The organism is Chryseobacterium aquifrigidense, from assembly GCF_006716485.1.
GTDB lineage: Bacteria > Bacteroidota > Bacteroidia > Flavobacteriales > Weeksellaceae > Chryseobacterium > Chryseobacterium vietnamense.
In genome coordinates, this window is sequence record NZ_VFPD01000001.1 from 1583184 (window position 1) to 1608415 (window position 25232).

The window sequence follows — 25232 nt, forward strand, 5'->3', positions numbered from 1 at the left end:
ATTTTCTTTTGTGATCATCAATTTATAACCACGATTGCATCTAAAATAGAATTTAGCTATTTTTATCTTTTAAATCCATAGATTTTAGTCTAGTCTATTGTCAAAAATTCATTTAATTTACCGAAAATCTATTTCTAAAATCTATGGTGATTACTAGTACTTAATAAGAAAGTTATTTAGTAAAATCTTTTAAAATAACCTTTGGAGTTAATTTCTCACAATATTCCTTCATAACGGATTCAAAAATATAGCTAAGTTCCTTTTGATATTTTTCTACATCAACCTGATTAACTTGATATAAAATTGCGTCATGCATAGGCAATAAAAAATCTACCTCTGGATAATTTTCATTTATTGATATAATTACTTTCTTCAATATTATTGATGCTAGACCTTGAATCTTTTGACTGATCAACCATTTTTCATCATTAATACTTTCAATACCCATTGTTCTATATCTTCTATTACCAAATTCTGTTTCTATATAACCATTTTGTTCAAACTCTTTTGAGACTAAATTCTCATATAAAATTAAATTAGGAAATTGACGAAAAAAATCATTAGTTACATTTTGCCTCTCAACTCCATAACAATATGAATAGAAAAACTGCTTTGCTTCATCTCTCGTTATTTTGTCATCTCCAATACTTTTAACAATTCCATGATAAATATCAGATTCATACATTTTGATCAAATTATCGTCATCAGCTTTTGAGGCGAGCAGTCCTGCTTCAAACTGGCTATAATCGAAGTATAATAGGCATTTCCCATCAGCTGGAACAATAATATCTCGATATTTTTTATTTAGTTGCTGGAGTGATGGTGAAATGACAAGAATCCTGCTGGTAATTGTACCAAAATAGTCAAAATATGGATAAATAGTATTATCCAATAATGAGCCTATTCGTGTTAGAATAGTTTTATTTTTCGATAGTTTCCTTTCATTTAAAAGTAGGTCGAATAAAGGATGCTTCCCTCTCTTTAATTTTAAATATTTCCAAAAACCCTTTGAATTGTATTTTAAACTCTTTGGGATAAAATTAATTAAATTATTTTCTAAATTCCTATAATCGTATTTTGAAAAAATTCCATAATCTAATTGAAGTTCATTTCTAAATTTATATAATTCTGTTTCAATTTCTGCTATATGTTTTTTAACTATTTCAATATCAAAAGCAATTCCTTTTTTAGTTGTTCTAAGTAGTATATTATGGAGTTTCTTTTCAATATTAATATACCTAGCAAATTCAATTGAATTTGATAATTCTTCACTTATATCAAAATATAATTTTTCTAGACAATCAAGTAAAAAGGGAACTTGATTAGCTATATCTAACTCACCACTATTATTTCCATAAAAAAATTCTTTAGCGGTTCGAACCTTATCTTCAAATTCATTCTTAGAAGTACAAAATTCTTGATAATTTAACGAATATATTGCATTCCAAATGTTCCAGGGAAAATCATTCTTTTTAAATTCTTTCTTTGAACGGCCAGTTATCTGTTTTTTAACTTTTTCCAAATCAAAATAGTGAACATTTTTTTCAATTTCAATATGGTGAATCAAGTTTTCAAAATTGAATGAAATTATCATTTTTGCTCCATCCACATTTAACTCATCTTTTTGAATTGTAAAAGGTTTACCAATTTCTTTTATATAAAATAAGTTTTCTTCAGCCCCCTTTATATATGTCGTTTGTTTGATTACAATAATATTCATATTTTAAAGAGAAATTAATGGAGCTGTATTTTTAATAATATCTGAAACTTTCAATTGAGGTAAATCAGAAACAAATTCTTCCAATTTTTCATCATATAATTTCTCATGCAAGTCTTTTAAATCTCCCAAAATTATTTCATTTTTTAGTTCTTTAGGGTTTACATTTCTCAAAGCAATTAAGGCATTACGTTGTAAAAAGTAATTCTCTGCTAAATTACCTTTATTGAATGCGCTAAGCATTACTTGTTTATAATTTCTCCAGTTAATTGATGCTAAATAAATATAGGATCCAGCTGTATTAGCTTGATTAACTTGATTAGTACTTTTTATGTTATCAATTGCCATTCTAATTAAATTTTTATCATCATGTTTCATAAAGCTCATAAAAAGCCATAAAAAATAAGTTTGACTTTCATAAATATTTTTCAAATTATTATTTATGATTTTCTTTATTTGATCAAAATCGGAAAGTTTGAAATATGATTTGTCTATAGACATAAGCAACTTTATAAATGAAGAGGTAAGCCAGGGTTGATTTTCTAACTCCTTTAGAACAAATTCAATTATTTTTTTAAAATCAATACAATCCTTCAACCCCTTTGTTCTAGCAAATAGTTGCAGTTTAGTAATGCAAAATGCTATTTTTCGTCGTTGAATATATTTGTCTTCATGGTCAATATTACTTTCAACTGCATCAAGAAATAATTTATAAGTCATATGTACAGCAATTTGAACATCTCTTTTTCTTTTTGTTGATAACAAACTATTTATTTGTTCAATTTGAATTAATGAATCTGGTAAAAATTCTTTTATTCTATTTCTGTCATTTATATCATTGTAGTCTAAAATAGTGGTTTTTGATGAATTCAGATTCAATCCTAATTCTCTTAATGCTACTGATAAATCGTATATTGCTTTTATTGCTTCTGCTTTTGTTTCACAAACAATTCGTATATCATCCATATATCTATAGTAGTGTTGATGACAGTTAGAATAAATCATTATTTGATCTATTTTATTAAGATAAAGATTTGCTAGAAAAGATGAAGCATCTCTATTTTGAGGAATTCCAAATTCTGAATTTACTTGTTTTTCATTCCATTTAGTAATTAATTTCCCAATTGAATTTATTATTCTAAGCAATTCACCAGTTTCTGATTTAATAACATAATCATGAACCAAAGATTCTAAGTAATCTAGTAATAGCTTTGTATTTATATTCTCAAAAAAATTTGTTATATCTGCAACGACTAAATATGGATATTTTTCATTTAATACAAATTTGGTTTGAAAAACATATTTTTTCCATTGTTCAATCGAATAATGATACATATATTTAACTGAATTTCTACCAGAATTATATCGAAAAGAATATATTTGTCGATGAAGTATAAAGTCAAGTTTTTCAGCTAATTTATCTGCATAAGCCTGATAAATAACTCTATCAATAAAACTTGTTTCAATAGTAGGTCTAGTCGAAAATCCTGATTTTGGAACTGTAAAATGTTTTGCAACAGCAGTTGGCTGATAAACATCTAATTTTCCTATATAGTTTTTAACTCGATCATAAAATGTCTTTTTTGATAACAAAAATCTAAAGTTAAGAGGATCTTGAAACCAATCATCCTTTAAATCTTGTTTTAAACGCTTCAAAGCTCTCCAAATATTTAGCTCACAACCATTAATTATTACTTTTTCATAATTTACGAGACTTCCATCTTTTTCTAATGTTATTTTAGATGTATCATCTATGCATTGAACTTTACAAAGTTTATTATCCCTTTCTTCTAGAACTCTATTTATTAATTCAACATCAATTTTCTTTGCAATAATGGAACTTGCAAATCCGTTTTCATCAGAAATTTGTGTAATAATACCACTTAAAATAGCTTTATTTGACTGAAATAAGCCTGCACCAGAATATCCTGAAATTTTTTCTTTAGCTTCTTCGGCGTTAATATTAGTTTTACATTCTAAATTTATAAAATTAGTGCCGTTTGCTGAAAGTTTATAATGAAATAAAAGATTGTGAGGATTATTATCCATAAATTGTGGATAGCCATATGAGTTATAATAACCTTTATATGTAGATTTACCAATTATTATCTGGGCTAAGTTATCTGAAACTAAATGTGCATCTCTTACAGCTGATTTAGTAAAATCAATTAAAATAAGTGCTAAATCTTGGTCTTTTAATGCTATTATATTTTCTTTTTTTACATTGAATTCCTGATAATTACCGTTCTCAACTTGTCTAAAGATTTGAACACTTTCAAAAATAGATTCATCTGTGAAAGTTTCACCGTTTCTTTTACCAAATAAACAATGTAATGCAGTAAAAATATAATGAATTCCTGAGTTATCTAAAGTCTTATACACAACACCAGTACCCTTTATTGATTTTGTAGTTCCTCTAAAGTTAGGTTCCAATCGTACAGTGTTCGATTTAAGAACTGTTTCTTGATGATCATTTAAATTATAGGAAAAATTACTCATGCTTAATCAAATATCCGTTTTTATAATTGGGGTTGTTATATTCAAAACCAAACTCAGCCATTTCTTCAGCTGAAAAATTTAATCGTTTATCATTTGGAACTTCTTCATCACTGTAATTAAAATAAAAGTGATCTTTTATTAGTCCTTTATTCTTACGATTTAAAATTTTTGCAAATGATAGTTTGTTAGGTAGGTTAGATTTTAATCTATTTGAACTGACTATATATTGATTTGAACTTATTAGTTTCGTCATTTCAAGACTAATACTTCTGTGACTGGCATGATGAGATAGTTTGACATAATCAACCACTAATACATCTTGATTTTTTTTAACTAAAAGTTTCCTAATTGAGTTTACAATAATATCGGGATTTGCATCTCCCAAAAATAATATTGATGTATCATTAATTTCGAAGAGAAATGCAATACTAACACGATTTTCCAGTGTTTGGTCTAAATCTTCAGATTTATCTACAAAAATTCTGCTATTATTTGTAACTAGCTCCCTTATAGAAAAGCGATAATCATTACCCTCAGTTGAGATGTCCAATTCGTTCTTACTTATAAGCTGTTGCAAATCTGACATATACGGAGATAATATGGTTATTTTTGCACCAAAAAAAACAAATTCCTCTAAATCGTCCGCGATTATCTTATTATTTCTTGGAATCTGATAACTTTCTAAAAGATTTTGAATTTTGCAAGACTCAATATAGCTTATATCATTACTTTCTACGAAATAAGAAGAAAAAAAATTATTAAACCAAACATTCTTAATAATTGATTTATCAATATCTTCATCTTCTAATAAATATTGAATTCCTTTTACATGATCCTGATCAGTATGTGTAATAACTAGTAGATCTATATACTCTTTATTATTTTGAATTTCTATAATTTCTGATTTCAGATATTTTCGGTATTCAGACTTTTTATTCCCCCCATCTATAAGAATATTTTTATACGTTGAGTCATCACCCAAAAAACGCATTAATAAAGAATCACCATTACCAGCCTTGATAACTTTCAATGTATTCATAATTTGACTTTTCTATTGGTTTAGTTTTTTTGCAAATCAATTTTAAAGTTTTTATAACTGGAAATCAGATAAAAAAACAGTAATCTAACCTATAACTTTAAATTTCTAAAAGCTGGATAATTAATTTTTTTTACAACACTCCAAAATTACAAAAAACTATGTAAAAACATATCCAAGTATGTTTTAAAAGCTTTTATTATAATTTTGAATTAAAAATATTCTTGCTTCCCTCTACAATATTTGATAACAATCTTAAAAATCAACTTCAGTATTTGCCTATTATGATCTACTTTCCCACGTTTTCACATCAGAGATCTATAAAGAAATATTTAATGGAAAATCTTTTCTATATTTTTAATACAAACTTTTCTAAACTCTACCCTCGGTTGTAATATGTATTAACTTATCTATTTTACGGCTTCCCATAAAACAATCTCATATAATTATCTTATTTTAGCTTGATATGACTTTTACTAACCAATCACAAATGAATCAAGAACATCATAAATGGCTCACCTACTGGAAAAAAAATTTAGCAGACTCCCTTAATACCAATATTGAAATTGACGGTTCTCAGCATTTTGAAATTGAAGATTTCAAAATTGAAGACAATTCTATTGCTGATCTTAAAAAAGTTAATACACTTATTGATTCCGAAGAAAGAAGAATCAATGCAAAAAGAGGGATTAAAAATAAAGACGATGAAGACTGGATCACTATAGACCATATATTTGTAGTAATTGCTCCATTCAAGCTTAAACCGGCAACAGACCATCTCGTTCATCTCAAAGATAAGAAACCCAAATTTCCTTTTTGGTATTCTGCTTATTTAAATAGGAATGGAAAACTCTATATTCCTGACGAAATGTTTCCTTTATTTCAAAGACAGTATCTGGAACCCCTTGCTGATGAACGTACTGAATTTATTTTCGGGAGTATTGAAGAAGTAGATTTAGCTACCACTCTAGGAAAAGAAAATTATTCAAAATATCCCGAGTATATACAATACGTACAGGATATATTTAAAAAAGTTACCGGTCAGGAGCTATGCGAATACCACTCAGGAGCTTATGAAACGATCTTTAATGCCATAGTGTTACTTCCACAAGAGGAAATGAATGCTGCAATGGGAATCATAGAGCTGTATGAAAAAATTCTTCACCAAAAGAATCTTCCCGAACTTTTACAGTCTTTTATAACCTTAAATAACAATCAGGAAAAGTTACCTATTACCGTCCCTGATTTAATAAATACCAATGATTTGCACCTCGGGCAGATGGGGTTTGATTTTCCTATTTCCATTTCACAAAGAAAAAGTCTAAATACTCTTTTAGGATCTAATGAAAAGGTTTTTGCAGTCAATGGTCCACCAGGTACGGGAAAAACAACGCTGTTACAAAGTATAGTTGCCAATAAGATGGTTGAAAGCGCACTGAAAGGAGAAGATGCGCCTGTTATTTTAGCCTGTTCTACCAATAACCAGGCGGTTACCAATATCATAGACAGTTTTTCCCGGTCCAATACAAGAGAAGGAAAATTACAGGGCAGGTGGATTCCAGATGTTGATGGTTATGCCACTTACCTTCCCTCTACCAATAAAAAAGAAAGCGAATTAAAAGGGATTAACTATAAAAAACTAAATGGTAATGGCCTTTTTAACGATATAGAGAATTTAGAGTTTTTACAGGACGCTAAAGAATATTTTTTACAGAAAAGTAACGAATACTTTAATTCTACCGCTCTCAGTTTATCTTCAGTAGTTCAAAAATTACAAAAAGAAATTTCAGACATTGAACAGATCCTTAAAGACTCTGGTGATACGTGGAAGGATTACTTACAATCCGAACATGTATTTACGTCTAATTACCTTCTCAATAATTCGAAAGTTTCCAATTATTATCAGGAAGATTTGCTCAATGAAGATGTACTCAAAAATGATGTTGAGGACCTGACTAAAACTGAACAAAATATTATTACATATTTTAACAATGAACCATTTTTCAGAAAAGTTTTTTGCTTTCTGGGAATACAGTCTGCTCTAAAAAACCGAGCTTCGGAAGTAAAAATAATTCTTAGAGATTCCCAAATTGCAATTCCTGAAAATTTTGTGTTCAAGAAAAATGAAATTCTTGATACAATAGATTCTAAGATAAATACCGCTAAAAAGATTATTGGTTCCATTGAAAAATGGAAACTATGGAAGAATAACAATTCAATTAAAGGTAACCCTCCACGTTCAGAAGAAAAGTATTGGGAAAGTGAGCACCTAAAAATAAAAGAAAAGATAAATGTCAACTCTTTTTATGATGAACTTGATGTTTCTCTTCGCCATAAAGCATTTCAATTGGCTTTACATTACTGGGAAGGAAGGTATCTACTACAACTTGAAGCAGATCTTCGTGATCCCAAATTTAATGGGAAAGGGAAAGAACCTATGATTAACAGATGGAAAAGACATGCAATGCTTACACCATGCTTTGTCAGTACATTCTTCATGGCGCCAAAGTTTTTCAGTTTTTATAAATTTTTAAGGATGAGCGGAGAAGGCAACAAAATACATGATAATCCACCTCTATTTAATTTTATTGATCTTCTCATTGTTGATGAAGCAGGCCAGGTTTCTCCTGAAGTAGGTGTTGCCACATTTGCTTTAGCTAAACAGACTGTTGTTGTAGGAGATGTAAAACAGATTGAGCCCATTTGGAACGTTACCCATAAAATTGATATTGGTAACCTTAAAAAGTGTGAAATTATCGAGGACTATGATGATATTGTTTACGAAAAACAATTTGACCCTAAAGGTTTTCTTTCTTCTACCGGAAGTATTATGAAAATGGCTCAAAATGCATCGGGATTTAAAGAGCCAAATTTGCATGAAAAAGGGGTCCTGCTAACAGAACATAGAAGATGTTATGATGAAATTATTAATTATTGTAATGTTTTAGCTTATGACGGAAAACTTATTCCATTAAGAGGAAAAGCAGAAAAAGATTTGCTTTTCCCGCCAATGCATTGTATTCATGTTGAAGGCCAATCAACAAGAAACCCAAATGGCAGCAGGTTTAATATTGAAGAAGTTAAAACAATTATTAACTGGCTGACAGACAACAAAACAGAAATTGAAAAGAAATATAAGTCAATTGAACACGCTGTTGGTATTATTACACCATTTACAGGACAAAAAAACAGCTTAAAATCGGCTTTAAAAGATGCAGGATTTAAAGTTGAGGACTTTAAAATAGGAACAGTTCACGCGCTACAAGGTGCTGAAAGACCTATTGTCTTATTCTCAATGGTCTATGGTGATGAAGATAAAGGCACATTATTTTTCGATAGAGATAACAAACCGAATATGCTCAATGTAGCTGTTTCTAGGGCCAAAGATAATTTCATTGTTTTTGCCAATACCAAGATTCTTAATAAAAATGCTAAAACCCCTTCAGGAGTGTTGTCGAACTTTTTAAAGTACCATACTCAAAATTAACCTTTCCATGAAAAATTATTACTGTTTAGACCTTAAATTTAAAGATGAAAGAATATCTGATAAAGAGCACCATGCTCATCTTTTTGTCTCAGATAAAGAAATATATATCCAAATTATTGAAAATGATATCACCTCAAGAATAGATGCTTATTATTCTAATTCAGAAAATCCTTTAGGTTTATTTGAAGAGAATTTTCACATTATTGACTCTAAAGTTTCATTAATTCTTGATAAAAGTAGAATTTATAAAGTCTTATCATTTCAAACCAATGAACAATATCGATATTTTACAATATGGTTAACCAATATTTGCATTATTAAGGATAATACAGATAAAGAAAATATCAACAATGGTATTACCTTTCTAAATAAAAATGGTTTACAAGTTGTTAATGAATTTTATTCTTTTTTCACTAATCATCGTAATAAAAATACATTTTCAATATCAAGGATGGATGGTATGTCCAATTTCTATAAAATTGACAATATGTCTTTCAGACCAGAACTAGAATATACAAGTAATGAGCATAGAGGGAGTGAAGAATTTACTGTAAAAAAGCAAGGAACAATTAACTTCAAATTTGAAAACATTGACTATGATGAAATTAAGCATCACATTGAAATTATTTGCAATCTATTTTCATTCTTTTTCAATGTTAGAGTTACAATGGAAAAACTTATTTTCCGTACAGAAAAAGATATATATATATTTCGAGATACAGAGCCAAATAACCAAACATATGTTTCAGACATGGAAACGGTATCCATTTTTCTGAAAAAAAATAATCGAATTGAAAATTTTTTGAAAAAGAATTGGTACCTTAAATATAGTCAGAATGAAAAGAAAATTTCAAAAGCTATTGATAATATCCTTCATTCAAGGGAAGTTGATTTTTCATCAGCGTTTCTGCTTCTCTTTAATATTATTGAGATTTTTAATATTAAGCAAGAACAAGAAAAGTTTGCCTTTAATACTGATAAAAAATCTATTTCAGATCAGGTATATAAAACTCTAAAAAATTATCTGGTAGCTAAAAAAGATCAGATGGAATTTGAAAAGAAAATTAGAGGTATTATTGATAAGTTAGAATTTAAACCATTTAAGAGCCCATTAGAAGAGACTTTACGAATCAATAATGTTGATCCTGAAATTTTCGGGTATCCTTTTGCAAAACTAAAGAAAACAAGGGATGCTATTACACATGGGAGCCTCAATTCTATAAAACCAGATCAGCTACAACTACAAGTTTATTGTTTAAGAAAAATTGCAATATGTATAGTATTATCCCAACTTGGATTTAAAAACGATTTAAATAAAGAATTTCCTGACTAATAAAATTTTACACCTAAATTATAATAAAACATTTAAGAACAGGAAAATTTTCTGAAAGTTTTAAAATTACTATAATCCCTAAATCTATTTAAGATACTATAATGAATAATATCATTAAGCTTACCCGTACAGAACTCTATGATAAGGTGTGGGCTACACCTCTAACTACATTATCTAAAGAATTTAATTTGTCTGATAACGGACTAAGAAAGATCTGTAAAAAATTTGATATCCCTTTACCTCCTATGGGATACTGGCAAAAATTACAATTTGGAAAGAAAGTAGTAAAAACCCTATTGCCTCAACAAGAAAATGAAAAAGAGATAAAAATTCATGTGGATAGAACTAAAAATGATCCTAATCCTATAAATTCACTCAAACAGATTGTTACCGAAAAAATCAAAAGCAATTCCGCATTAATTTTAAAAGTATCCGAACGGTTAAGTAAGCCGGACGAAATCGTTAGTAAAGCACAAGCTAACCTTGACACGAAAAAAGTTCATGATTCTTATGAAAAGATAAAAGGAACTATTTCTACTGATAGAGGGTTACCTAATATTGTTGTTTCTCCAAAAAATGTGTCTCGTTCATTAAGAATACTGGATAATCTGATAAAGAATTTTAAAACTTTAGGATATAAGGTAAGTGTAGATTCTGAAGGATTAAAATTTGCAGCATATGAAGATAAAATTACACTATATATTAAAGAAAAAAGCAATATTAAAGATACAACGAATGAAAGAGGATGGAAAAGCAGAGATTTAATAGCAAATGGAAAACTAGCAGTTAAGATCGTGCAATATGGGACTATTGAATTTGCAGACACAGATAAGTTACTCGTTGAAGATCAAATTGAAAAAATTTTGATAAAAGTTGAAACTGAGTTTCAAAGAATGGCTGAAAATAGAAGAGTGTGGAAAATTGAAAGTGAAAAGAGAGAGGAGCTTAGAAAGATTGAAGAAGCAAAACAAAAATTGAAGGATGAAGAGCTTACAAAATTTATTTATTTCTATAATGATGCCCATCGATGGAAGAAGTTTATGATTTTAAAGGAGTATTTTGAGCATTTGAAATCTACTAATACTACAGACAAAGAATGGCTTGATTGGGCTGAAAAAAAACTCGATTGGTACAATCCGGCTAAAAATGCAGAAGACAATTTAATGGAAGATGTTGATAAAAACTCGTTAGAAATCAAGAAGAAAAATAGATGGGAATGGTAAAGAATAAATTAATATACAAATTAGAATGCTATAGTAACGCTCTATTATAAAGAATTTATTAGAATATTTTCAGTCATATAAATCCATGAAAAAAAATAAAGAATTCAAAGGACTTTGGTACTTGCCAAGCAATCCAGAAAACAAAATTGGCGGAACATTAATAATCAAGCCTGAAAAGATAGTGTTAGAATTATTTGGTTGCTATCATACAGAATCAGAAATTATAAAAAGAATATTGGAAAATAAGGTATCAACTGTAGAAACAATATATGGTGATATTAATGATAATAAAAAAATAACCTTATTTAATTGTCGAGAGTCATTAAATATAAATTCATTGAATTCTGTCCACTTAAGTACTTATGAATGCCTATACACCTTAGAAGGTTTACATTTAAATTCTACTGAAGATAAATTCTTTGATAAAATTTCTTTATTCTCTCCCATTTTTTCTCAATGGAAACAGCCTGCCATTATTGAAAAATCATTTTATTTTGGTGAACGTAATAATAAAGTGAAAAAAGTAGAAGTTTCTACGGATCAAGATTCCTACTGGAAAAAGAATTTTGATATCACAGAAGGATATCAATTGACCCTTAGCGGGGAGAGTCAATTTAATGGAAATTTTGAAAACACAGAATTTAATTTTAGCCAAACCACGGCTCTATCAATAGTATGTAAAGAAAAGAAGAGTTTTTCAGTTTTATTAGAAAAGGTATTTATTACTTGTAAATTTATAACGTTAGCAACACAAATTCCTGTTCTAATAACAGAACTTTTTTTATATAATCAACAAAATATTCCTCAGAATTCTGATCCTATAAAATTATATTTCATAAGTAAGAAAAAGTCTACCCAAAAAGTTGATTCTACAAATTTTTTATTTACTTATGATGATATTTCTGATATTTTCCCTGAAGTAATACTAAAATGGTTTAAAGAAAGTGATCGTCTCACCCCAATTCGAAATCATTTAATAGCTAGTATTCAACAAAAAGGATACTTTTCAAGTCTTGATTTCCTAACTATTATACAGTCTTTGGAAGGTTATCATCAGAGATTTATAGGTACTGATAAGATTCTAAAGGAGAGAATAAACGATTTAATAAATAATTTCAATGCCGTACACCTTATTCGAAATAGCAATATTAAAGTTGACAGAGTAGTAAAAACTAGAAATTATTATTCTCATTTTTACGATCGTAAAGGAAATGAGTTATTAGGGCAAGAACTATTGGAGGAAACTAATAAACTACGAGTTTTACTAACTTGCTGCGTACTTTCACTAATAGGTATCGATAATAGTAAAATAAATGAAATTTTAAATAAAAAGAATTCCATTAAAAGATTATTTTAATTGTAATAGCTAAGATTGAATTAGTTGAATTAGTCAATACTTAATCTGACAGTTATAATCAAATTGAATAACTTTAGAATAGATTAAGCATTATGACTACGCAATCTATTTGCGCATTTACCTTTGATGGTTCGCCATTATATATCTTTTATAAGACATATTAATTCTTTATTTTACTCTCTCGAGTATTATATCGGATTCGCCAGCCAATAATAGCTTATAAAGCTCGATAACTTCATTCCAATCTTTAGGCTGATATTTAGTTTGTTTCCCTGCAAAAATTACCATAAGTGATAAATCTTTATTTACTTCAATTACATTTTCATCATCTGTAATAACCGAAACCCAAAATGCTCCATGTTCTTCATCCATCAATTGGAGATCTGATATAGCTTGTATAATATTCTTTTCATCTATATTGTCTTTTTGATAACCGCCTGCATATTGAATATAATTTTCTGTCATATTATCGTTTTTTATATTTTTGATTTACGCTAGCTGGCTATGGATAAACAAAACCCGGATATTTCCTATCGAAATCGATTACTCTTTCATCGTCATATTTATCAAAAACGTATCCCGTGAACAAATCTATTTCACCCAAACCGAAATACAGCTTTTCAGTTTCGTAATATCTAACCTGGTTCTCCTCAAAATAGAGCAATGTGGTTTCTAAAGCATCCCCAGGACGATTTATTAGTTTTTCTTTGTTGATCCAAAACAATTTGTAGTCAGCATAACTTGCCTGAAATGTTATTTGTGCAGTTTCAAAGTCCAAATTGCTTAAAATGTCCTCAAATTCTTTCAAAAATGCTTTAAGCTCAATTTCATTATCAACAAAATACTTTGCTGTTCGCCCAAAAGAAATCAATATGTTTTCGTAAAAATAAGGGTATTCACTTTCTCCTAATGAGAAAATATTCGGGTGAAAATAATAGTATTTCTTTTTAATCATTTCTCGTATTATGAAATCCTTTGAAAGGTCATAATCTCTATCTATTAAAATAGCTCCATGAAAATAATTATATTCCATAATCTTATAGGAACGCCACAGGTCCTGATCTCTAATATAGTGAATTAAAAGAAATATCTAACAATTAATGCTTTTTTTATTAAATATCTGAGAAAAAATCCCGAATGATTAAGCTTGGGATTCAGGAAGACTTTTTCTCCAAAATCAATAGAATTCTATCTTATCTAATAACACCCTTTACATTTACTTTTATCAACATATACTTTATTACCGGATGAGTTGGTGTAATAACAGCCTCCTTTATCTCCCACATGTAAAGTATGACCATTATAAGAACATCCTGAATTGCCATCACAAGAAACCAAAATAATGACACAAGCTAAGTAGAATTATTTTTTTCATTTTACGATATATTATTTATTGCAAAAATATATAGCGTTGTCATTGATAAAATACGGCTATCCGTAATGCTTCTATATGGAGTCATTCTACATCACCCTCTTAGAAATCTGTTATTAGATTTTTCCAGATTAAGTCCTTAAGAAGAATGTTGCGCCAGGCATCACGTTACACATTTTGAAAGCGAGGTAGATTACGGCTTAACAATGCTGTAATTTCAAGATTTACAAGACTACGGAAAACCGTAATTAGTTCCTTTAAAGTTCATTTAGATTTGTAGATATAAAATTAACTACAATGAAAAAATCATTACTTTATCTTGTATTACTTCTCTCCGCTATTTCATGTACCAACTATTACACTGTTCGGCTACAGGAAGATACACCTCTTTATTCCAGCAGTGACAGCAGTAGATCAGTTACCATTATTCCTAAAGATACGGAAGTTTTCTTGTCTTCAAAAGCTGTTAAGAAAAATTATAGAAAGCTTAAATGGGGAAATTATTACGGGTGGGCTAATAAGCCCAGCTACACCACTTACAGCAGCTATTCTAAAACATCATCGTATTCTTCTCCATCAGTAAGATCATCCTCTGGTTACAGTTCTCAATCAAATTCAGGCGGTTCAGTACATGTTAAAGGGTATACGCGAAAAGACGGAACCTATGTTAGGCCACATACAAGGAGTGCTCCCAGAAGGAGATAAAGTTGCCATCAAAATTGCTTTTTCAACCCTTTAGAAAGCAATGATTACGGATTTCCGTAATGAAAGTAATGACCAAAAATTTACTTTTGATCTGGTATTAATCTGTTTTGATATCAAAATAATTATTAATTAATCTTTATTGTACTATGAATACAATCGAAGCAATCAAGCCAGGACCCAAGCCTAAAAAACCAGATGGAGAACCCGACAGAAGAAGAAGGGTAAACCCACCCAATCAACCAAAGCATCCAAAGCTAAAACCTCACGAACATGAAAGAGGGGATTAGACTTGGATAAAATGTAGAAGCAGCTCATTGGCTGCTTCTTTACTATATTATTTTTTTGAAATTAATTCTTATTTCCAAATTCAAATGATGTACTGAAATCATTTTTTAGAATGATAAAAGCATCAAACTTTTTACCGTTTTTACTTTTCATGTTTTTGATTAATGATGTTTTGTTTTGAGTTAACAGTAAAGTAAGATCTTTAATGCTGAGTTGTATTCCACATATAGTTCTGAAGAGAATCCAATTGCATTTTTCATCAGGACATTTTACGATTTTGTCTTTGATAATAAGAGTGTGTTGTTGGCATTTGGGGCATTCGAGTTGTGGAATATTTTCCTGTTGAATCCTAAGCGATAAAAGTTCGTTGGTGATTTCTGCGGTGTAGTCTTGGATGTCGTTGATGAATTGAGTTCTGTTGAGTTCACATTTTTCAATTTTATCCAATGCCATTTCCCATTCTGCCGTCATTTGGACATTGGCTATTTTTTTGTCTTTGACAAGGTTATAGACCTGTAAACCTTTATCTGTGGGTTGCAGGGTTTTGCTTTTTCTGGTGATATAGTTTCTGCTAAGCAGCGTTTCAATAATGGAGGCTCTGGTGGCTGGGGTTCCGATGCCGATATTGGATAGAGCTTTCTGTTCTTCTTTGTTTTCAATAGATCTCCCAGCATTTTCCATTGCGGATAACAAATCGGCTTCTGTATAAAGTTTAGGTGGTTGTGTGGTTTTTTCCAATAAGTTAGTTTTTGATATCTTCAACTCATCGCCGATTTTGAGTTCTGGAAGTTCAGTAAGGACTTCATTTTTATTATTGGAATTTTCATTGTCAGATAGAATTCCTTTGATGGCTCGCCAGCCTTTCTCCAAGATTGTAGAACCTTTGATCTGGAATTCATAATGATGTACTTTTATCATGATGTGGCTGACTTGTTTTGTACAGGCATGGGATAATGACTCCAATAAACGGTAAGCAATCATATCATAGATAGCTTTTTCAGTTGCAGTAAGTGCGGATGGAACTTTCGTAGTGATGAGTAAACCGTGATGGTCCGTTACTTTTACATCATTAACGATTCTCTTGTTGAAGTTTCCGAATTTTAAAGTAGATACGGCTGATTTAAATTGATCGTTTGTATTGAGGATTCTGACCAGTTCAGGAATCTCTGTCCATAAATCTTCAGGAATATATTTGCTGCCGGTTCTGGGATAGGTAATGAATTTCTTTTCATAAAGGCTTTGGGCAATTTTTAAAACCTCATCTGCAGAAAGGCCCAATTTTCGGTTGGCTTCTTTCTGTAATTCTGTGAGATCGAAAAGTAACGGAGATTGTTCCTTCACTGTTGTAATAGATACATCCTCGACAACAGCTCTCCCCTCCCGCTCTATGGATTTTTGGATTTGTTCTGCCTGCTTTTTTTCTTCCCATTGTAATAGTGAAAGACTGGTGAAATTTGTATATTCTTTTCTATGGCTCAGCTGAATTTGAAAGTACTTTTGCTTGGTGAAGTTTTGATGCTGAAGAAATCGTTGACAGATTAAAGCAAGAGTTGGTGTCTGCACTCTGCCTAATGAGTAAAGATCTTGGTTTCCGGCGATAGTTAATGCCTGAGTAGCGTTGATTCCTACCAGCCAGTCCGCTTCACTTCTGGCTTTAGCAGCTTCATACAAACCGTCAAAGGCATCACCTGGCTGAAAATTCTTAAAACCTTCCTGTATTGCTTTTTCTGTAAGGGAACTGATCCAGAGTCTTTCAAAAGGTTTATTGCAATTAAGATATTGGTAAATATAACGAAATATTAATTCTCCTTCCCTTCCAGCATCCGTTGCTACTATGATACTGCTGCATTGATTGATGACTTGTTTTATGGTGTTGAGTTGTTTTAAAGCTGAAGGATCAGTCTCATAGCCTTTTGCTTTATTTAGTTTTTTGGGAATCAGAATAAAAGGATTTGGAAAGATAGGCAAAGAGGCTTTGTTAAAGCCTCTTATACCATAATCCTCCGGCATTCCTAATGCGATCAGATGTCCCAATGCCCAGGTGACACAATATCCGTTACCGGATAGATAACCATCTTTTTTTTGATGGGCTCCTAACAATTGTGCGATTTCTCTTGCGACACTCGGTTTTTCTGCGATGATTGCTTTCATATGATGGATTTAGATGTTTATTATAGTTTTTGTCTTCTTGGTCTTCTAACCTTTTTTTGCTGATCCTCCTGTTGTTTATTGGCAGGTTGTTGCTGTTTTGATTCTAAAGGTTCTTTGATATTTTTAGTCGCTTCATTGGTTTTACCCTGAGAATTAACAGCAGTTTGGGTTTTATGATCTTCTGTAGGTTTTGCCTGCTCTTTAAGTTTATTAGGATGGGTAAAGGAGAAGTCAGTTTTGGAAGTTTCTTTGTTGAAGGTAATATAGCCTTGATAGGCTTTACCTTTAGCATCGGTAAGGCCGTCAACGTACACGGTTTGTCCGGCTTTGAATTTTTCATATTGTGAATCGTCCAGCTCTTTTCCTCTGAATACTCTGGGTGCTTCTTGATCCGTATGTTGACTTTGTTGTGGCGCCTGATTATTATTGAACAGAAATTCTACATACCGCTTATCTGCATTAAACTGTACGGTGGCATCGAAAGATTCTCCTTTTTTAGAAGTCATTCCTTCAAGATATAATGGTCCACCTTCGAGTAAGGTTTGCTTCTGATGTTCATCGAGTTGTATTCCTTTGATTTCATTAGGAATTTTCATGTACTCCGCTCTATAAGCAACCAATTCGTTGGTTAAACGGTCACGGCTGATGACTGATGGAATGATTTCATCTGTTTTAGGATTGACCAGATCTACTACCCTACCCATATTTCCGCTTTCTCTAAGATTCTTTTTGTCTTCATCACTGAACTGATGCCCGAGGAATTTCATATTGAGGTTAGGTTCTTTTCGGATACCATGCAGATGAACAGCAACTTGTCCGGTATCTCCTGTTTGAAGGGATAGTCGAACATCCATCTTGCTAACCGCCGTTCCCAGATTAATGGTAATGGGAATCAGTGTATTGGTTTTAAAACCTCGGAGTAATGAATCCATAGCATTCATCTTTTCAAGCTTCTCCTGATTAAGTCCGAATTTTTCCATCGTTTTCCAGTCGATCTGTTCAGGCTGAAAACGATATTCCTGATTTTCTGTGTTGTTGTCCATTGTATTTTGATTTTTGGGATTGTTATTGTTTTTAGGTAAAACTTCGTAGTCTTTCAGCTTTTCTTTTTCTTCGGGGGATGCCTGATCGACATATTTTTGAAGATCGTTAGCGGTATTAACAGCATCGTATTCTGAAACTTTGAAAAAGTTGAAATGCGTGGGATTTTTAAGCTGCCGGTAAAAATTGGAAAAGAAGTTGGAGAATAGATCGCCGTGCTTATCTACCGTGATCAGCTGTTCATTATCCTTTTTTTCTTTTGGAGGAACCTTTTGCAGATTCCCATCTTGATCAATTCCTCTGACCAATTCAACTTGGTTGGTATGAATGTTCAGGACAAGGAGTGTATCTCTTGTTGGTTTGATTTCACTGGTTTCCTGAGAATTTACTATTTCATCTTCCATCTTATTTTATTTAATGGGATGAAGGTATTTAGTCGATCACGAATTCATAAAATTTGGAATTACAGTAGTGTATTTGGCTGTTGAAGTCTTGATCATAATGAAGAGCTTAGGCTCTCTCTGATCAGTTGATGAACATCAGAAAGCTTATAATAAAGCTTTCCGCTGATGGTATAGTAAGGCAGCTTTTTATCCGTTCGATATCGTTGTAACGATCTGGAGCTTATTTTTAAAAGCTGTAAAACATCCTGGTTGTCCAAAAGCTGCTCCCCATCAATTTCTATAAATCTGGACTGGTTCTTAATCATCTGTTCTTTTAGAATATCAAATCTTTCCATGATTCTCTCCATCCAGGCTATAAATTCTGTTCTCTCAATATTCATAACTGTGATTTTTATGATTGTTGGTGATGTAAAATTGAACAACAGGAATGATATAAAATCACTACTTTTTCGTAGTAACGAAGAGATTTATTTTATTAGTAGTAAATCTTTTATCAAAAAAATCGATATTTATAGTAAAATAATAAAGACTATGGGCTTAACTGAACAGCTTTTTGGAAATGGTGCTGAAAGATTTTCAGACTGTGTTGAAATTAAAATAGCAGAACTTAATGAAAAACATAAAGATTTTCTTTCTAAAGAAAAAATAGATCTTTCAACAGCGTATATGATTTCGTTCGGACAGTCTGGAAGCGGTAGAGTCGGATTTGGCAGGACACAAGATATCTCCCCTGAGATTGATTCGGAAATTGACAAGATTTTACACGAATGTGCCGAAAAGCATTTGCAAAAATTATAACATACTCTTGAACAGGTTTATTCTTAAGACTTTATTAATCGAAAAGTCAGATTAATTCGTTCTTTCATTCGTATCGTTGATTTAGCAATGCGATGTTCCCAATTTTCTTGTAAGTCTCCCTTCATAATAAGGAGTGAGCCATTAGGAAGTGGCAAACTGTATTTGCTTTGATGATGATCTTTCTTCCTGAAATCAAAGTTTCTGGTTTGTCCAAGACTGATTGATGCAATAACGGGACGTTTTCCATATCGGCTTTCCTTATCCCGATGCCATGCAACGGAATCATTATGGTCACGATACAGGTTTAGCAAAACACCATTGAACTGACAGCCAAATTCCTTTTCAATTCTTTGTTTTAAGGAGAACAATTCAGAAGTCCATGGATTGGTTGGCTTTTTATTTTCTTCGGAATCGTTATATTTTGAATCTCCATACCAAGCGGTCAACCGTGGAGTAAGTACCATCTTATCGTACATTTTCTGGGTACGCTGTTCCCAGGGTGCAGTTTCCAATAATTTGTTTCTAAGCAGGTCAGCTTCTTCCCGGCTCAAGAAATTCTCTCTGTATTCCAAAAGGTCTTTTGGAAACTCATAGAATTCTTCTGTATCAAATAAACTCAGCTGGGTCATTGTAATTTGTATGTAAAACATTTAACTTTGTCTCATTCCGTTTCTACGGAATAATTTTTTTTCATCATTTGTGTTTTTACTTCCCTTCGGGGAAGTTTTTTGATTATGCCATGTACTCAAAATAAATTTAATTCTTATCTCCCATTTTTTCTTTGATCTGTCTGATATCAGTTTTAATTTCTGTGATAAAACTTTGAATATGATGTTCTGAAAATTCATCAGGCTCATATTCTTTGGTATTAATACTACAGGCAAACTCCCAGATTTCTTTAATTTCAGACAATGGAATTTTATAAGGTTCATAAAATTGATTGTCAGCCTTCACCCATATACCATCTGCTTCATGAAACTGAAACCTCTTATAACTGATACCATCATTGGTGGTAATGAAAACATACGTTCTGTCCGTTTTCAAATCCGAAAGATTTTCTACATATTTTCCCACGATATAGGTTCCGTTCTTATAGGGGGGCATTGAATCTCCGTCAGCTGGAAATGCCCTAAACTTACCCCCTTTTAAAAAAGGCAATGATATGGTCTCCAGACTTTCTATGTATTCCGGATCTCCGTAGCCATTCAGGTAGCCCATTGAAGCTTTTTGGGGAATAATCTCAATTTGATTATTTCCATCTTGATCAACCTTTATAGGCAGAACGATTCGATTGTCAGGAAGCTCCATGAGTTCATCGATAGAAAATTTTCTAACATCTACAGTCAACAATAGGTCGATGCTAATGTTATAGAATTTTGAAATTCTAAGCAATATTTCAATAGGAGGTTCTGTTCTGCCATATTCATAGGCGACATATCTGGATCGGGTAAGAATTAATAGATCTGCCAGTTCTTGCTGAGTCATATTTTTCTTTCCTCTCAAAAACACGATGTTATCAGAGAATTTTGACATTGTTACAATTTTAGACAACAAAAATACAAAATTTGTTTCAAAACGTAACTAATTTTGTCACATGGAAAGAGCAATTGTACATATGGATTTGGATACGTTCTTTGTTTCCTGTGAAAGACTAAAAAACTCTGAACTGGAGAATAAGCCTGTGATCATAGGAGGTGGAGACCGTGGTGTAGTAGCGTCCTGCTCTTATGAAACCCGTTTTTTCGGAGTCAGAAGCGCGATGCCGATTAAAATGGCTTTACGGCTATGTCCCGAAGCAAAAGTCATAAAAGGATATATGGAAATGTATTCTAATATGTCTCATATGGTAACGGAAATTATTCAGGAAAAAGTACCTGTTCTCGAAAAAGCAAGCATTGATGAATTTTATCTGGATTTATCCGGAATGGATCAGTTTTTCGGATGTTATAAATGGACTCATGAAATAGCAGAAAGCGTACAGAAAAATACAGGTTTACCGATAAGTTTTGCGTTGTCCACCAATAAAACTGTATCCAAGATCGGAACCGGAGAATCAAAGCCAACCGGAAGATTAGAAGTGAAACAATCTGACATACAGCCATTTTTAAACCCGCTTTCAGTAAAGAAGATTCCTATGGTTGGTGATGTTACCTTTCAGCTGCTCTCAAGACTGGGGATCAGAACGATACAAACGCTTTCAGAAATGCCTGTTGATGTACTTCAGCAGCTGATTGGTAAAAATGGAAATGAACTTTGGAAAAAAGCACACGGAATTGACGAAAATCCTGTGGTTCCCTATTCTGAACGAAAATCCATTTCTACAGAAGATACTTTTGCTCAGGATAGCATCGATATTCAGGGTATTCAAAGTATACTCTCAGGAATGGTTGAAAAGCTCTGTTATCAGCTCCGGGCAGAGAAATGGCTGGTATCGGTAGTGGTGGTAAAACTCCGGTATTCCAATTTTGATACGGAAACCAAACAATGCAGGATTCCTTACACCTCAGCTGACCACACCCTGCTCAGGTATGTTTTGGAACTCTTTAAAAAAGTATATACCAGACGTATGAGAATAAGATTGGTTGGCATAAAGTTTACCGGACTGGTTCACGGATGCCATCAAATGGATCTCTTTGAAGATACGGAAGAGTTGATGTCACTCTATCAGACAATGGATAAAATCAAGAACAGGTTTGGTACTTCTAGTGTAGGAAGAGCCTCGGGTTTATTAAAATAATTTCAAGATGTTTCTGAATTGTCATTCTTATCATAGCCTTCGGTATGGAACCATTTCTATTAAAGAACTGGTTAAGCAGGCTGTACATTTTAATATTAAAACCCTGGCTCTTACGGATATCAATACCATTACCGGGATATATGATTTCTACAAACTTTGTCAGGATCATAATATCAAACCGATCGTCGGAGTGGAAATAAGGCTTCAGGATGAACTGTATTATATCTGCCTGGCCAAAAATCAAAAAAGCATTGCAGAAGTCAACAGGCTTTTAACCGCATATAACTGTGAAGACATTGAAATTCCTAAAGCAAATCCTGATTTTACAGATACTTTTGTTATTTACCCACTGGAGAATATTCCTGAAAAATTAGCAGATCATGAATTTATAGGCATCAGACAGAACCAGTTAAATCTTTTGATTAAACCGGAATTAAAACAGTTCATTCATAAAATGGTTATTCTTCATCCGGTTACCTTTAACACCACTGAAGAATATGAGCTTCATAAAATAGTAAGGGCTATTGATTACAATACATTGATCAGTAAGCTTACAGAAGCTGATTACTGTAAAGACAACGAAATGTTTACTGATAAAAAAGAGCTTCTGGCTCAATTTTACCATGAGCCACAGATTATTGAAAACACAAAGTATATTGTCAATAGCTGCCATTTTGATTTTGATTTTTCAACACCTAAAAACAAAAAGCATTTCACTGACAGCAAAGAAAATGATTCTAAGCTTTTAAAAAAGTTAGCATATCAGGGACTTTCTAAGAGATATTCCGATGATAATCTACAGGCGAAAGCAAGAGTGGATAAAGAATTGGGGGTTATTGACCAGCTTAATTTCTGTGCTTATTTTCTCATCACCTGGGATATCATCCAATACAGCAACCGAATGGGGTTTATGCATGTAGGAAGAGGCAGCGGTGCCAATTCAATAGTCAGTTACTGCATCGGAATTACTGACATATGTCCTCTGGAGCTGGATCTGTATTTTGAACGGTTTCTAAACCTCAACCGCAAAACGCCTCCTGATTTTGACATAGACTGGAGCTGGCAGACCAGAGATATTATCCTTGAATATATTTTTGATAAATATGGTAAGAACCATGTTGCCTTCTGTGGAACCAATGTTGAATTTAAATACCGTTCTATTTTCCGGGAAGTAGGAAAAGTATTTGGGCTTCCGAAAGATGAGCTTGATATACTGGCAACAAAACCCATCCAGAAACATGATAGTAATTCGGTATCCAGACAGGTTCATTACTACGGAAAGCTTTTAGAAAAGTTTCCTAACCAGAGAAGCATGCACTCCTGTGGAATCCTGATCTCCGAAGAACCTATCACTAATTATTCAGCACTCGAAATGCCTCCTAAAGGTTTTCCGATCGTACAGTTCGATATGTACACTGCTGAAGAGATTGGCCTTGAAAAATTTGATATTCTCTCACAAAGAGGATTAGGAACTATAGATGACACTGTAAAGCTGATTAAGGAAAAAAGAGGAATTGATATTGATATCCGAGATACAACTCTTTCAAAAGACGAAGCCCGATGCAATGAATTCTTAAGTTCCGGAAAAACGATTGGCTGTTTTTATATTGAATCTCCTGCAATGAGGGGATTACTCCGAAGATTGAAATGCGACAACTATAAAGTACTGGTAGCTGCCTCTTCCATTATTAGACCCGGAGTGGCTCAAAGCGGAATGATGCGGGAATATATTTTCAGGCATAACCATCCTACAAGATTTGAATACTTCCATGAGGTTTTTGAAAAAGAACTGGGAGAAACCTACGGTATTATGGTATATCAGGAAGATGTTATTAAAATTGCCCTGCATTTCGGAGGCTTATCCGCTCCTGATGGTGATGTGCTGAGAAGAGCAATGAGCGGTAAAGGCCGTTCTTTATCAGCTTTACAGAAAGTAAAAGATAACTTCTTTGAATCCTGTAAAAATCTGGGACATCCTGAACAATTATCCATGGAAGTATACCGGCAGATCGAATCATTTGCGGGATACTCATTCTGTAAAGCACATTCTGCTTCTTATGCCGTAGAAAGTTATCAGAGTTTATATCTCAAGGTCTACTATCCTATCGAATTTATGGTTTCTGCGATCAATAATGGTGGTGGATTCTATAGAACCGAAGTCTATATTCACGAAGCCAGGATGTCAGGAGCTTTTATCCACAATCCTTGTGTTAATTTAAGCCAGTACCAGACAACGGTTTATGGTTCGGATGTTTATTTGGGGTTTATGCATATTGAAAGGCTGGAGGCAAGGTTAGCACAGCTGATTCCTGAAGAAAGAACCCAGAATGGAGAGTATACCTCTCTTGAAAACTTTGTCAAAAGAATTCCTATCGGTATCGAAACATTGCAAATTTTAATCTTTATCGGAGCATTCCGCTTTACCGGAAAACAAAAACATGAACTACTGATTGAATCAAGATTTCTTCTGGGAACTCATAAGGTGCCTTTCAGGCATCTGACTTTATTGGAAGAACCTCAGAAAGATTATCAGCTTCCTTCTATAGAAAGAAACAAGTTTGAAGATGCTTTTGACGAAATAGAGATATTAGGTTTTCCTGTTTCTTTCAGTCCTTTTGATTTGCTACAAATCCGGTACAGAGGTTCTGTTTTGGTAAAGGATTTATTGAAGTTTCATAAACATCAGGTTAAAATGCTTGCCTATCTGATTTCAAGAAAGCATGTACCTACCAAGAAAGGAACGATGTATTTCGGAACCTGGATTGATGCAGATGGAGAATATTTTGATACCGCTCATTTTCCAAACTGCCTTGAAGAATACCCTTTTCAGGGTGGTGGGTGTTACCTTCTATTGGGAACTGTAGAGGTCGATTTCCATTTTCCGACTGTTACCATTCATAAAATGGCTAAAATGCCTTTTATTCCTGATCCCAGGTATTCAATGGATAAAGACAAATCGCAGGAAATTCAAAGAAGTCTTAGGGAGGATGTAAGTATGACTTTTCGTAAGCCTTATCCTCAGCAGCATGAAATAGATTTACCTCGTAACAAAGGTATGTGGAAATAAATTACATTTCTAGTAAAAAT

19 protein-coding genes are annotated in these 25232 nt (G+C 32.3%); 9 read left to right on the forward strand and 10 right to left on the reverse strand.

All coding sequences use genetic code 11. The features are described 5' to 3' along the window. Positions 1–172: 172 nt before the first annotated feature. The 3 genes from FB551_RS07010 to FB551_RS07020 are packed head-to-tail and all read right to left on the reverse strand — an operon-like array spanning position 173 to position 5255. A complete protein-coding gene (locus tag FB551_RS07010) occupies positions 173–1720 on the reverse strand; it encodes a DNA polymerase (RefSeq protein ID WP_142016340.1) in 1548 nt (515 codons plus the stop codon). A gap of 3 nt (positions 1721–1723) precedes the next feature. Next, positions 1724–4150 (reverse strand): RNA-directed DNA polymerase, encoded by a 2427-nt coding sequence (locus FB551_RS07015; protein WP_167497826.1) that lies wholly within the window; start codon positions 4148–4150, stop codon positions 1724–1726. A gap of 58 nt (positions 4151–4208) precedes the next feature. After that, positions 4209–5255 carry a ComEC/Rec2 family competence protein gene (locus tag FB551_RS07020; RefSeq protein ID WP_142016346.1) on the reverse strand — a complete coding sequence of 349 codons (1047 nt, stop codon included), beginning with the start codon at positions 5253–5255 and terminating at the stop codon, positions 4209–4211. Between the two features lie 487 nt (positions 5256–5742). On the opposite strand from FB551_RS07020, the gene FB551_RS07025 reads away from it, so the two are divergent. The 4 genes from FB551_RS07025 (at position 5743) to FB551_RS07040 (ending at position 12652) form a co-directional block, all read left to right on the forward strand. Then, complete coding sequence (locus FB551_RS07025; protein WP_167497827.1) at positions 5743–8739, forward strand: AAA domain-containing protein; 2997 nt, start codon at positions 5743–5745, stop codon at positions 8737–8739. A 7-nt stretch (positions 8740–8746) separates the two neighbouring features. Then, entirely contained in the window at positions 8747–10072 is a 1326-nt protein-coding gene (locus FB551_RS07030; RefSeq protein WP_142016351.1) for a HEPN domain-containing protein, read from the forward strand. A 101-nt stretch (positions 10073–10173) separates the two neighbouring features. After that, positions 10174–11295, forward strand: a complete 1122-nt coding sequence (locus tag FB551_RS07035; RefSeq protein WP_142016355.1) for a hypothetical protein — start codon at positions 10174–10176, stop codon at positions 11293–11295. Between the two features lie 85 nt (positions 11296–11380). Continuing rightward, positions 11381–12652 carry an ApeA N-terminal domain 1-containing protein gene (locus tag FB551_RS07040; RefSeq protein WP_142016358.1) on the forward strand — a complete coding sequence of 424 codons (1272 nt, stop codon included), beginning with the start codon at positions 11381–11383 and terminating at the stop codon, positions 12650–12652. A gap of 168 nt (positions 12653–12820) precedes the next feature. Here FB551_RS07040 and FB551_RS07045 read toward each other — a convergent pair whose 3' ends face one another. Next, positions 12821–13117, reverse strand: a complete 297-nt coding sequence (locus tag FB551_RS07045) for a hypothetical protein (protein ID WP_142016361.1) — start codon at positions 13115–13117, stop codon at positions 12821–12823. A gap of 37 nt (positions 13118–13154) precedes the next feature. After that, positions 13155–13685 carry a hypothetical protein gene (locus FB551_RS07050; protein ID WP_142016365.1) on the reverse strand — a complete coding sequence of 177 codons (531 nt, stop codon included), beginning with the start codon at positions 13683–13685 and terminating at the stop codon, positions 13155–13157. 636 nt (positions 13686–14321) lie between these two features. Here FB551_RS07050 and FB551_RS07055 point away from each other — a divergent pair. Further along, positions 14322–14729 carry a hypothetical protein gene (locus FB551_RS07055; RefSeq protein WP_142016368.1) on the forward strand — a complete coding sequence of 136 codons (408 nt, stop codon included), beginning with the start codon at positions 14322–14324 and terminating at the stop codon, positions 14727–14729. Positions 14730–14875: 146 nt separating this feature from the next. Continuing rightward, on the forward strand, positions 14876–15016 hold the full coding sequence (locus FB551_RS23215; protein WP_167497828.1) for a hypothetical protein: 141 nt from the start codon (positions 14876–14878) through the stop codon (positions 15014–15016). Between the two features lie 61 nt (positions 15017–15077). Here the strand turns inward: FB551_RS23215 and FB551_RS07060 are convergent, their stop codons facing one another. From FB551_RS07060 to FB551_RS07070, 3 genes are all read right to left on the reverse strand, one after another. Beyond that, on the reverse strand, positions 15078–17165 hold the full coding sequence (locus FB551_RS07060) for a type IA DNA topoisomerase (protein WP_142016371.1): 2088 nt from the start codon (positions 17163–17165) through the stop codon (positions 15078–15080). Between the two features lie 20 nt (positions 17166–17185). Further along, positions 17186–18610, reverse strand: coding sequence for a DUF3945 domain-containing protein (locus tag FB551_RS07065; protein WP_142016374.1), 1425 nt, complete (start codon positions 18608–18610; stop codon positions 17186–17188). A 92-nt stretch (positions 18611–18702) separates the two neighbouring features. Next, positions 18703–18990, reverse strand: a complete 288-nt coding sequence (locus tag FB551_RS07070; RefSeq protein WP_123861603.1) for a helix-turn-helix domain-containing protein — start codon at positions 18988–18990, stop codon at positions 18703–18705. Between the two features lie 13 nt (positions 18991–19003). On the opposite strand from FB551_RS07070, the gene FB551_RS07075 reads away from it, so the two are divergent. Further along, on the forward strand, positions 19004–19408 hold the full coding sequence (locus FB551_RS07075) for a hypothetical protein (protein ID WP_142016377.1): 405 nt from the start codon (positions 19004–19006) through the stop codon (positions 19406–19408). Between the two features lie 23 nt (positions 19409–19431). Here FB551_RS07075 and FB551_RS07080 read toward each other — a convergent pair whose 3' ends face one another. Then, positions 19432–20037 carry an alpha-ketoglutarate-dependent dioxygenase AlkB family protein gene (locus FB551_RS07080; RefSeq protein ID WP_142018084.1) on the reverse strand — a complete coding sequence of 202 codons (606 nt, stop codon included), beginning with the start codon at positions 20035–20037 and terminating at the stop codon, positions 19432–19434. Between the two features lie 127 nt (positions 20038–20164). Beyond that, positions 20165–20941, reverse strand: a complete 777-nt coding sequence (locus FB551_RS07085) for an XRE family transcriptional regulator (protein ID WP_142016380.1) — start codon at positions 20939–20941, stop codon at positions 20165–20167. A gap of 61 nt (positions 20942–21002) precedes the next feature. On the opposite strand from FB551_RS07085, the gene dinB reads away from it, so the two are divergent. Together dinB and FB551_RS07095 are read left to right on the forward strand one after the other, a co-directional pair. Next, entirely contained in the window at positions 21003–22145 is a 1143-nt protein-coding gene (gene dinB, locus FB551_RS07090) for a DNA polymerase IV (protein ID WP_142016383.1), read from the forward strand. Positions 22146–22152: 7 nt separating this feature from the next. After that, positions 22153–25212, forward strand: a complete 3060-nt coding sequence (locus FB551_RS07095; protein WP_142016387.1) for a DNA polymerase III subunit alpha — start codon at positions 22153–22155, stop codon at positions 25210–25212. The last annotated feature ends 20 nt before the right edge of the window (positions 25213–25232 follow it).

Coding starts and splice junctions, on each gene's coding strand:
- FB551_RS07045 (WP_142016361.1), bottom strand. CDS start 13,117: ATGACAGAAAATTATATTCAATATGCAGGCGGTTATCAAAAAGACAAT.
- FB551_RS07095 (WP_142016387.1), top strand. CDS start 22,153: ATGTTTCTGAATTGTCATTCTTATCATAGCCTTCGGTATGGAACCATT.
- FB551_RS07080 (WP_142018084.1), bottom strand. CDS start 20,037: ATGACCCAGCTGAGTTTATTTGATACAGAAGAATTCTATGAGTTTCCA.
- FB551_RS07075 (WP_142016377.1), top strand. CDS start 19,004: ATGATTGTTGGTGATGTAAAATTGAACAACAGGAATGATATAAAATCA.
- FB551_RS07050 (WP_142016365.1), bottom strand. CDS start 13,685: ATGGAATATAATTATTTTCATGGAGCTATTTTAATAGATAGAGATTAT.
- FB551_RS07025 (WP_167497827.1), top strand. CDS start 5,743: ATGAATCAAGAACATCATAAATGGCTCACCTACTGGAAAAAAAATTTA.
- FB551_RS07085 (WP_142016380.1), bottom strand. CDS start 20,941: ATGTCAAAATTCTCTGATAACATCGTGTTTTTGAGAGGAAAGAAAAAT.
- FB551_RS07040 (WP_142016358.1), top strand. CDS start 11,381: ATGAAAAAAAATAAAGAATTCAAAGGACTTTGGTACTTGCCAAGCAAT.
- FB551_RS07030 (WP_142016351.1), top strand. CDS start 8,747: ATGAAAAATTATTACTGTTTAGACCTTAAATTTAAAGATGAAAGAATA.
- FB551_RS07035 (WP_142016355.1), top strand. CDS start 10,174: ATGAATAATATCATTAAGCTTACCCGTACAGAACTCTATGATAAGGTG.
- FB551_RS07060 (WP_142016371.1), bottom strand. CDS start 17,165: ATGAAAGCAATCATCGCAGAAAAACCGAGTGTCGCAAGAGAAATCGCA.
- FB551_RS07020 (WP_142016346.1), bottom strand. CDS start 5,255: ATGAATACATTGAAAGTTATCAAGGCTGGTAATGGTGATTCTTTATTA.
- FB551_RS07055 (WP_142016368.1), top strand. CDS start 14,322: ATGAAAAAATCATTACTTTATCTTGTATTACTTCTCTCCGCTATTTCA.
- dinB (WP_142016383.1), top strand. CDS start 21,003: ATGGAAAGAGCAATTGTACATATGGATTTGGATACGTTCTTTGTTTCC.
- FB551_RS07065 (WP_142016374.1), bottom strand. CDS start 18,610: ATGGAAGATGAAATAGTAAATTCTCAGGAAACCAGTGAAATCAAACCA.
- FB551_RS07010 (WP_142016340.1), bottom strand. CDS start 1,720: ATGAATATTATTGTAATCAAACAAACGACATATATAAAGGGGGCTGAA.
- FB551_RS07070 (WP_123861603.1), bottom strand. CDS start 18,990: ATGAATATTGAGAGAACAGAATTTATAGCCTGGATGGAGAGAATCATG.
- FB551_RS23215 (WP_167497828.1), top strand. CDS start 14,876: ATGAATACAATCGAAGCAATCAAGCCAGGACCCAAGCCTAAAAAACCA.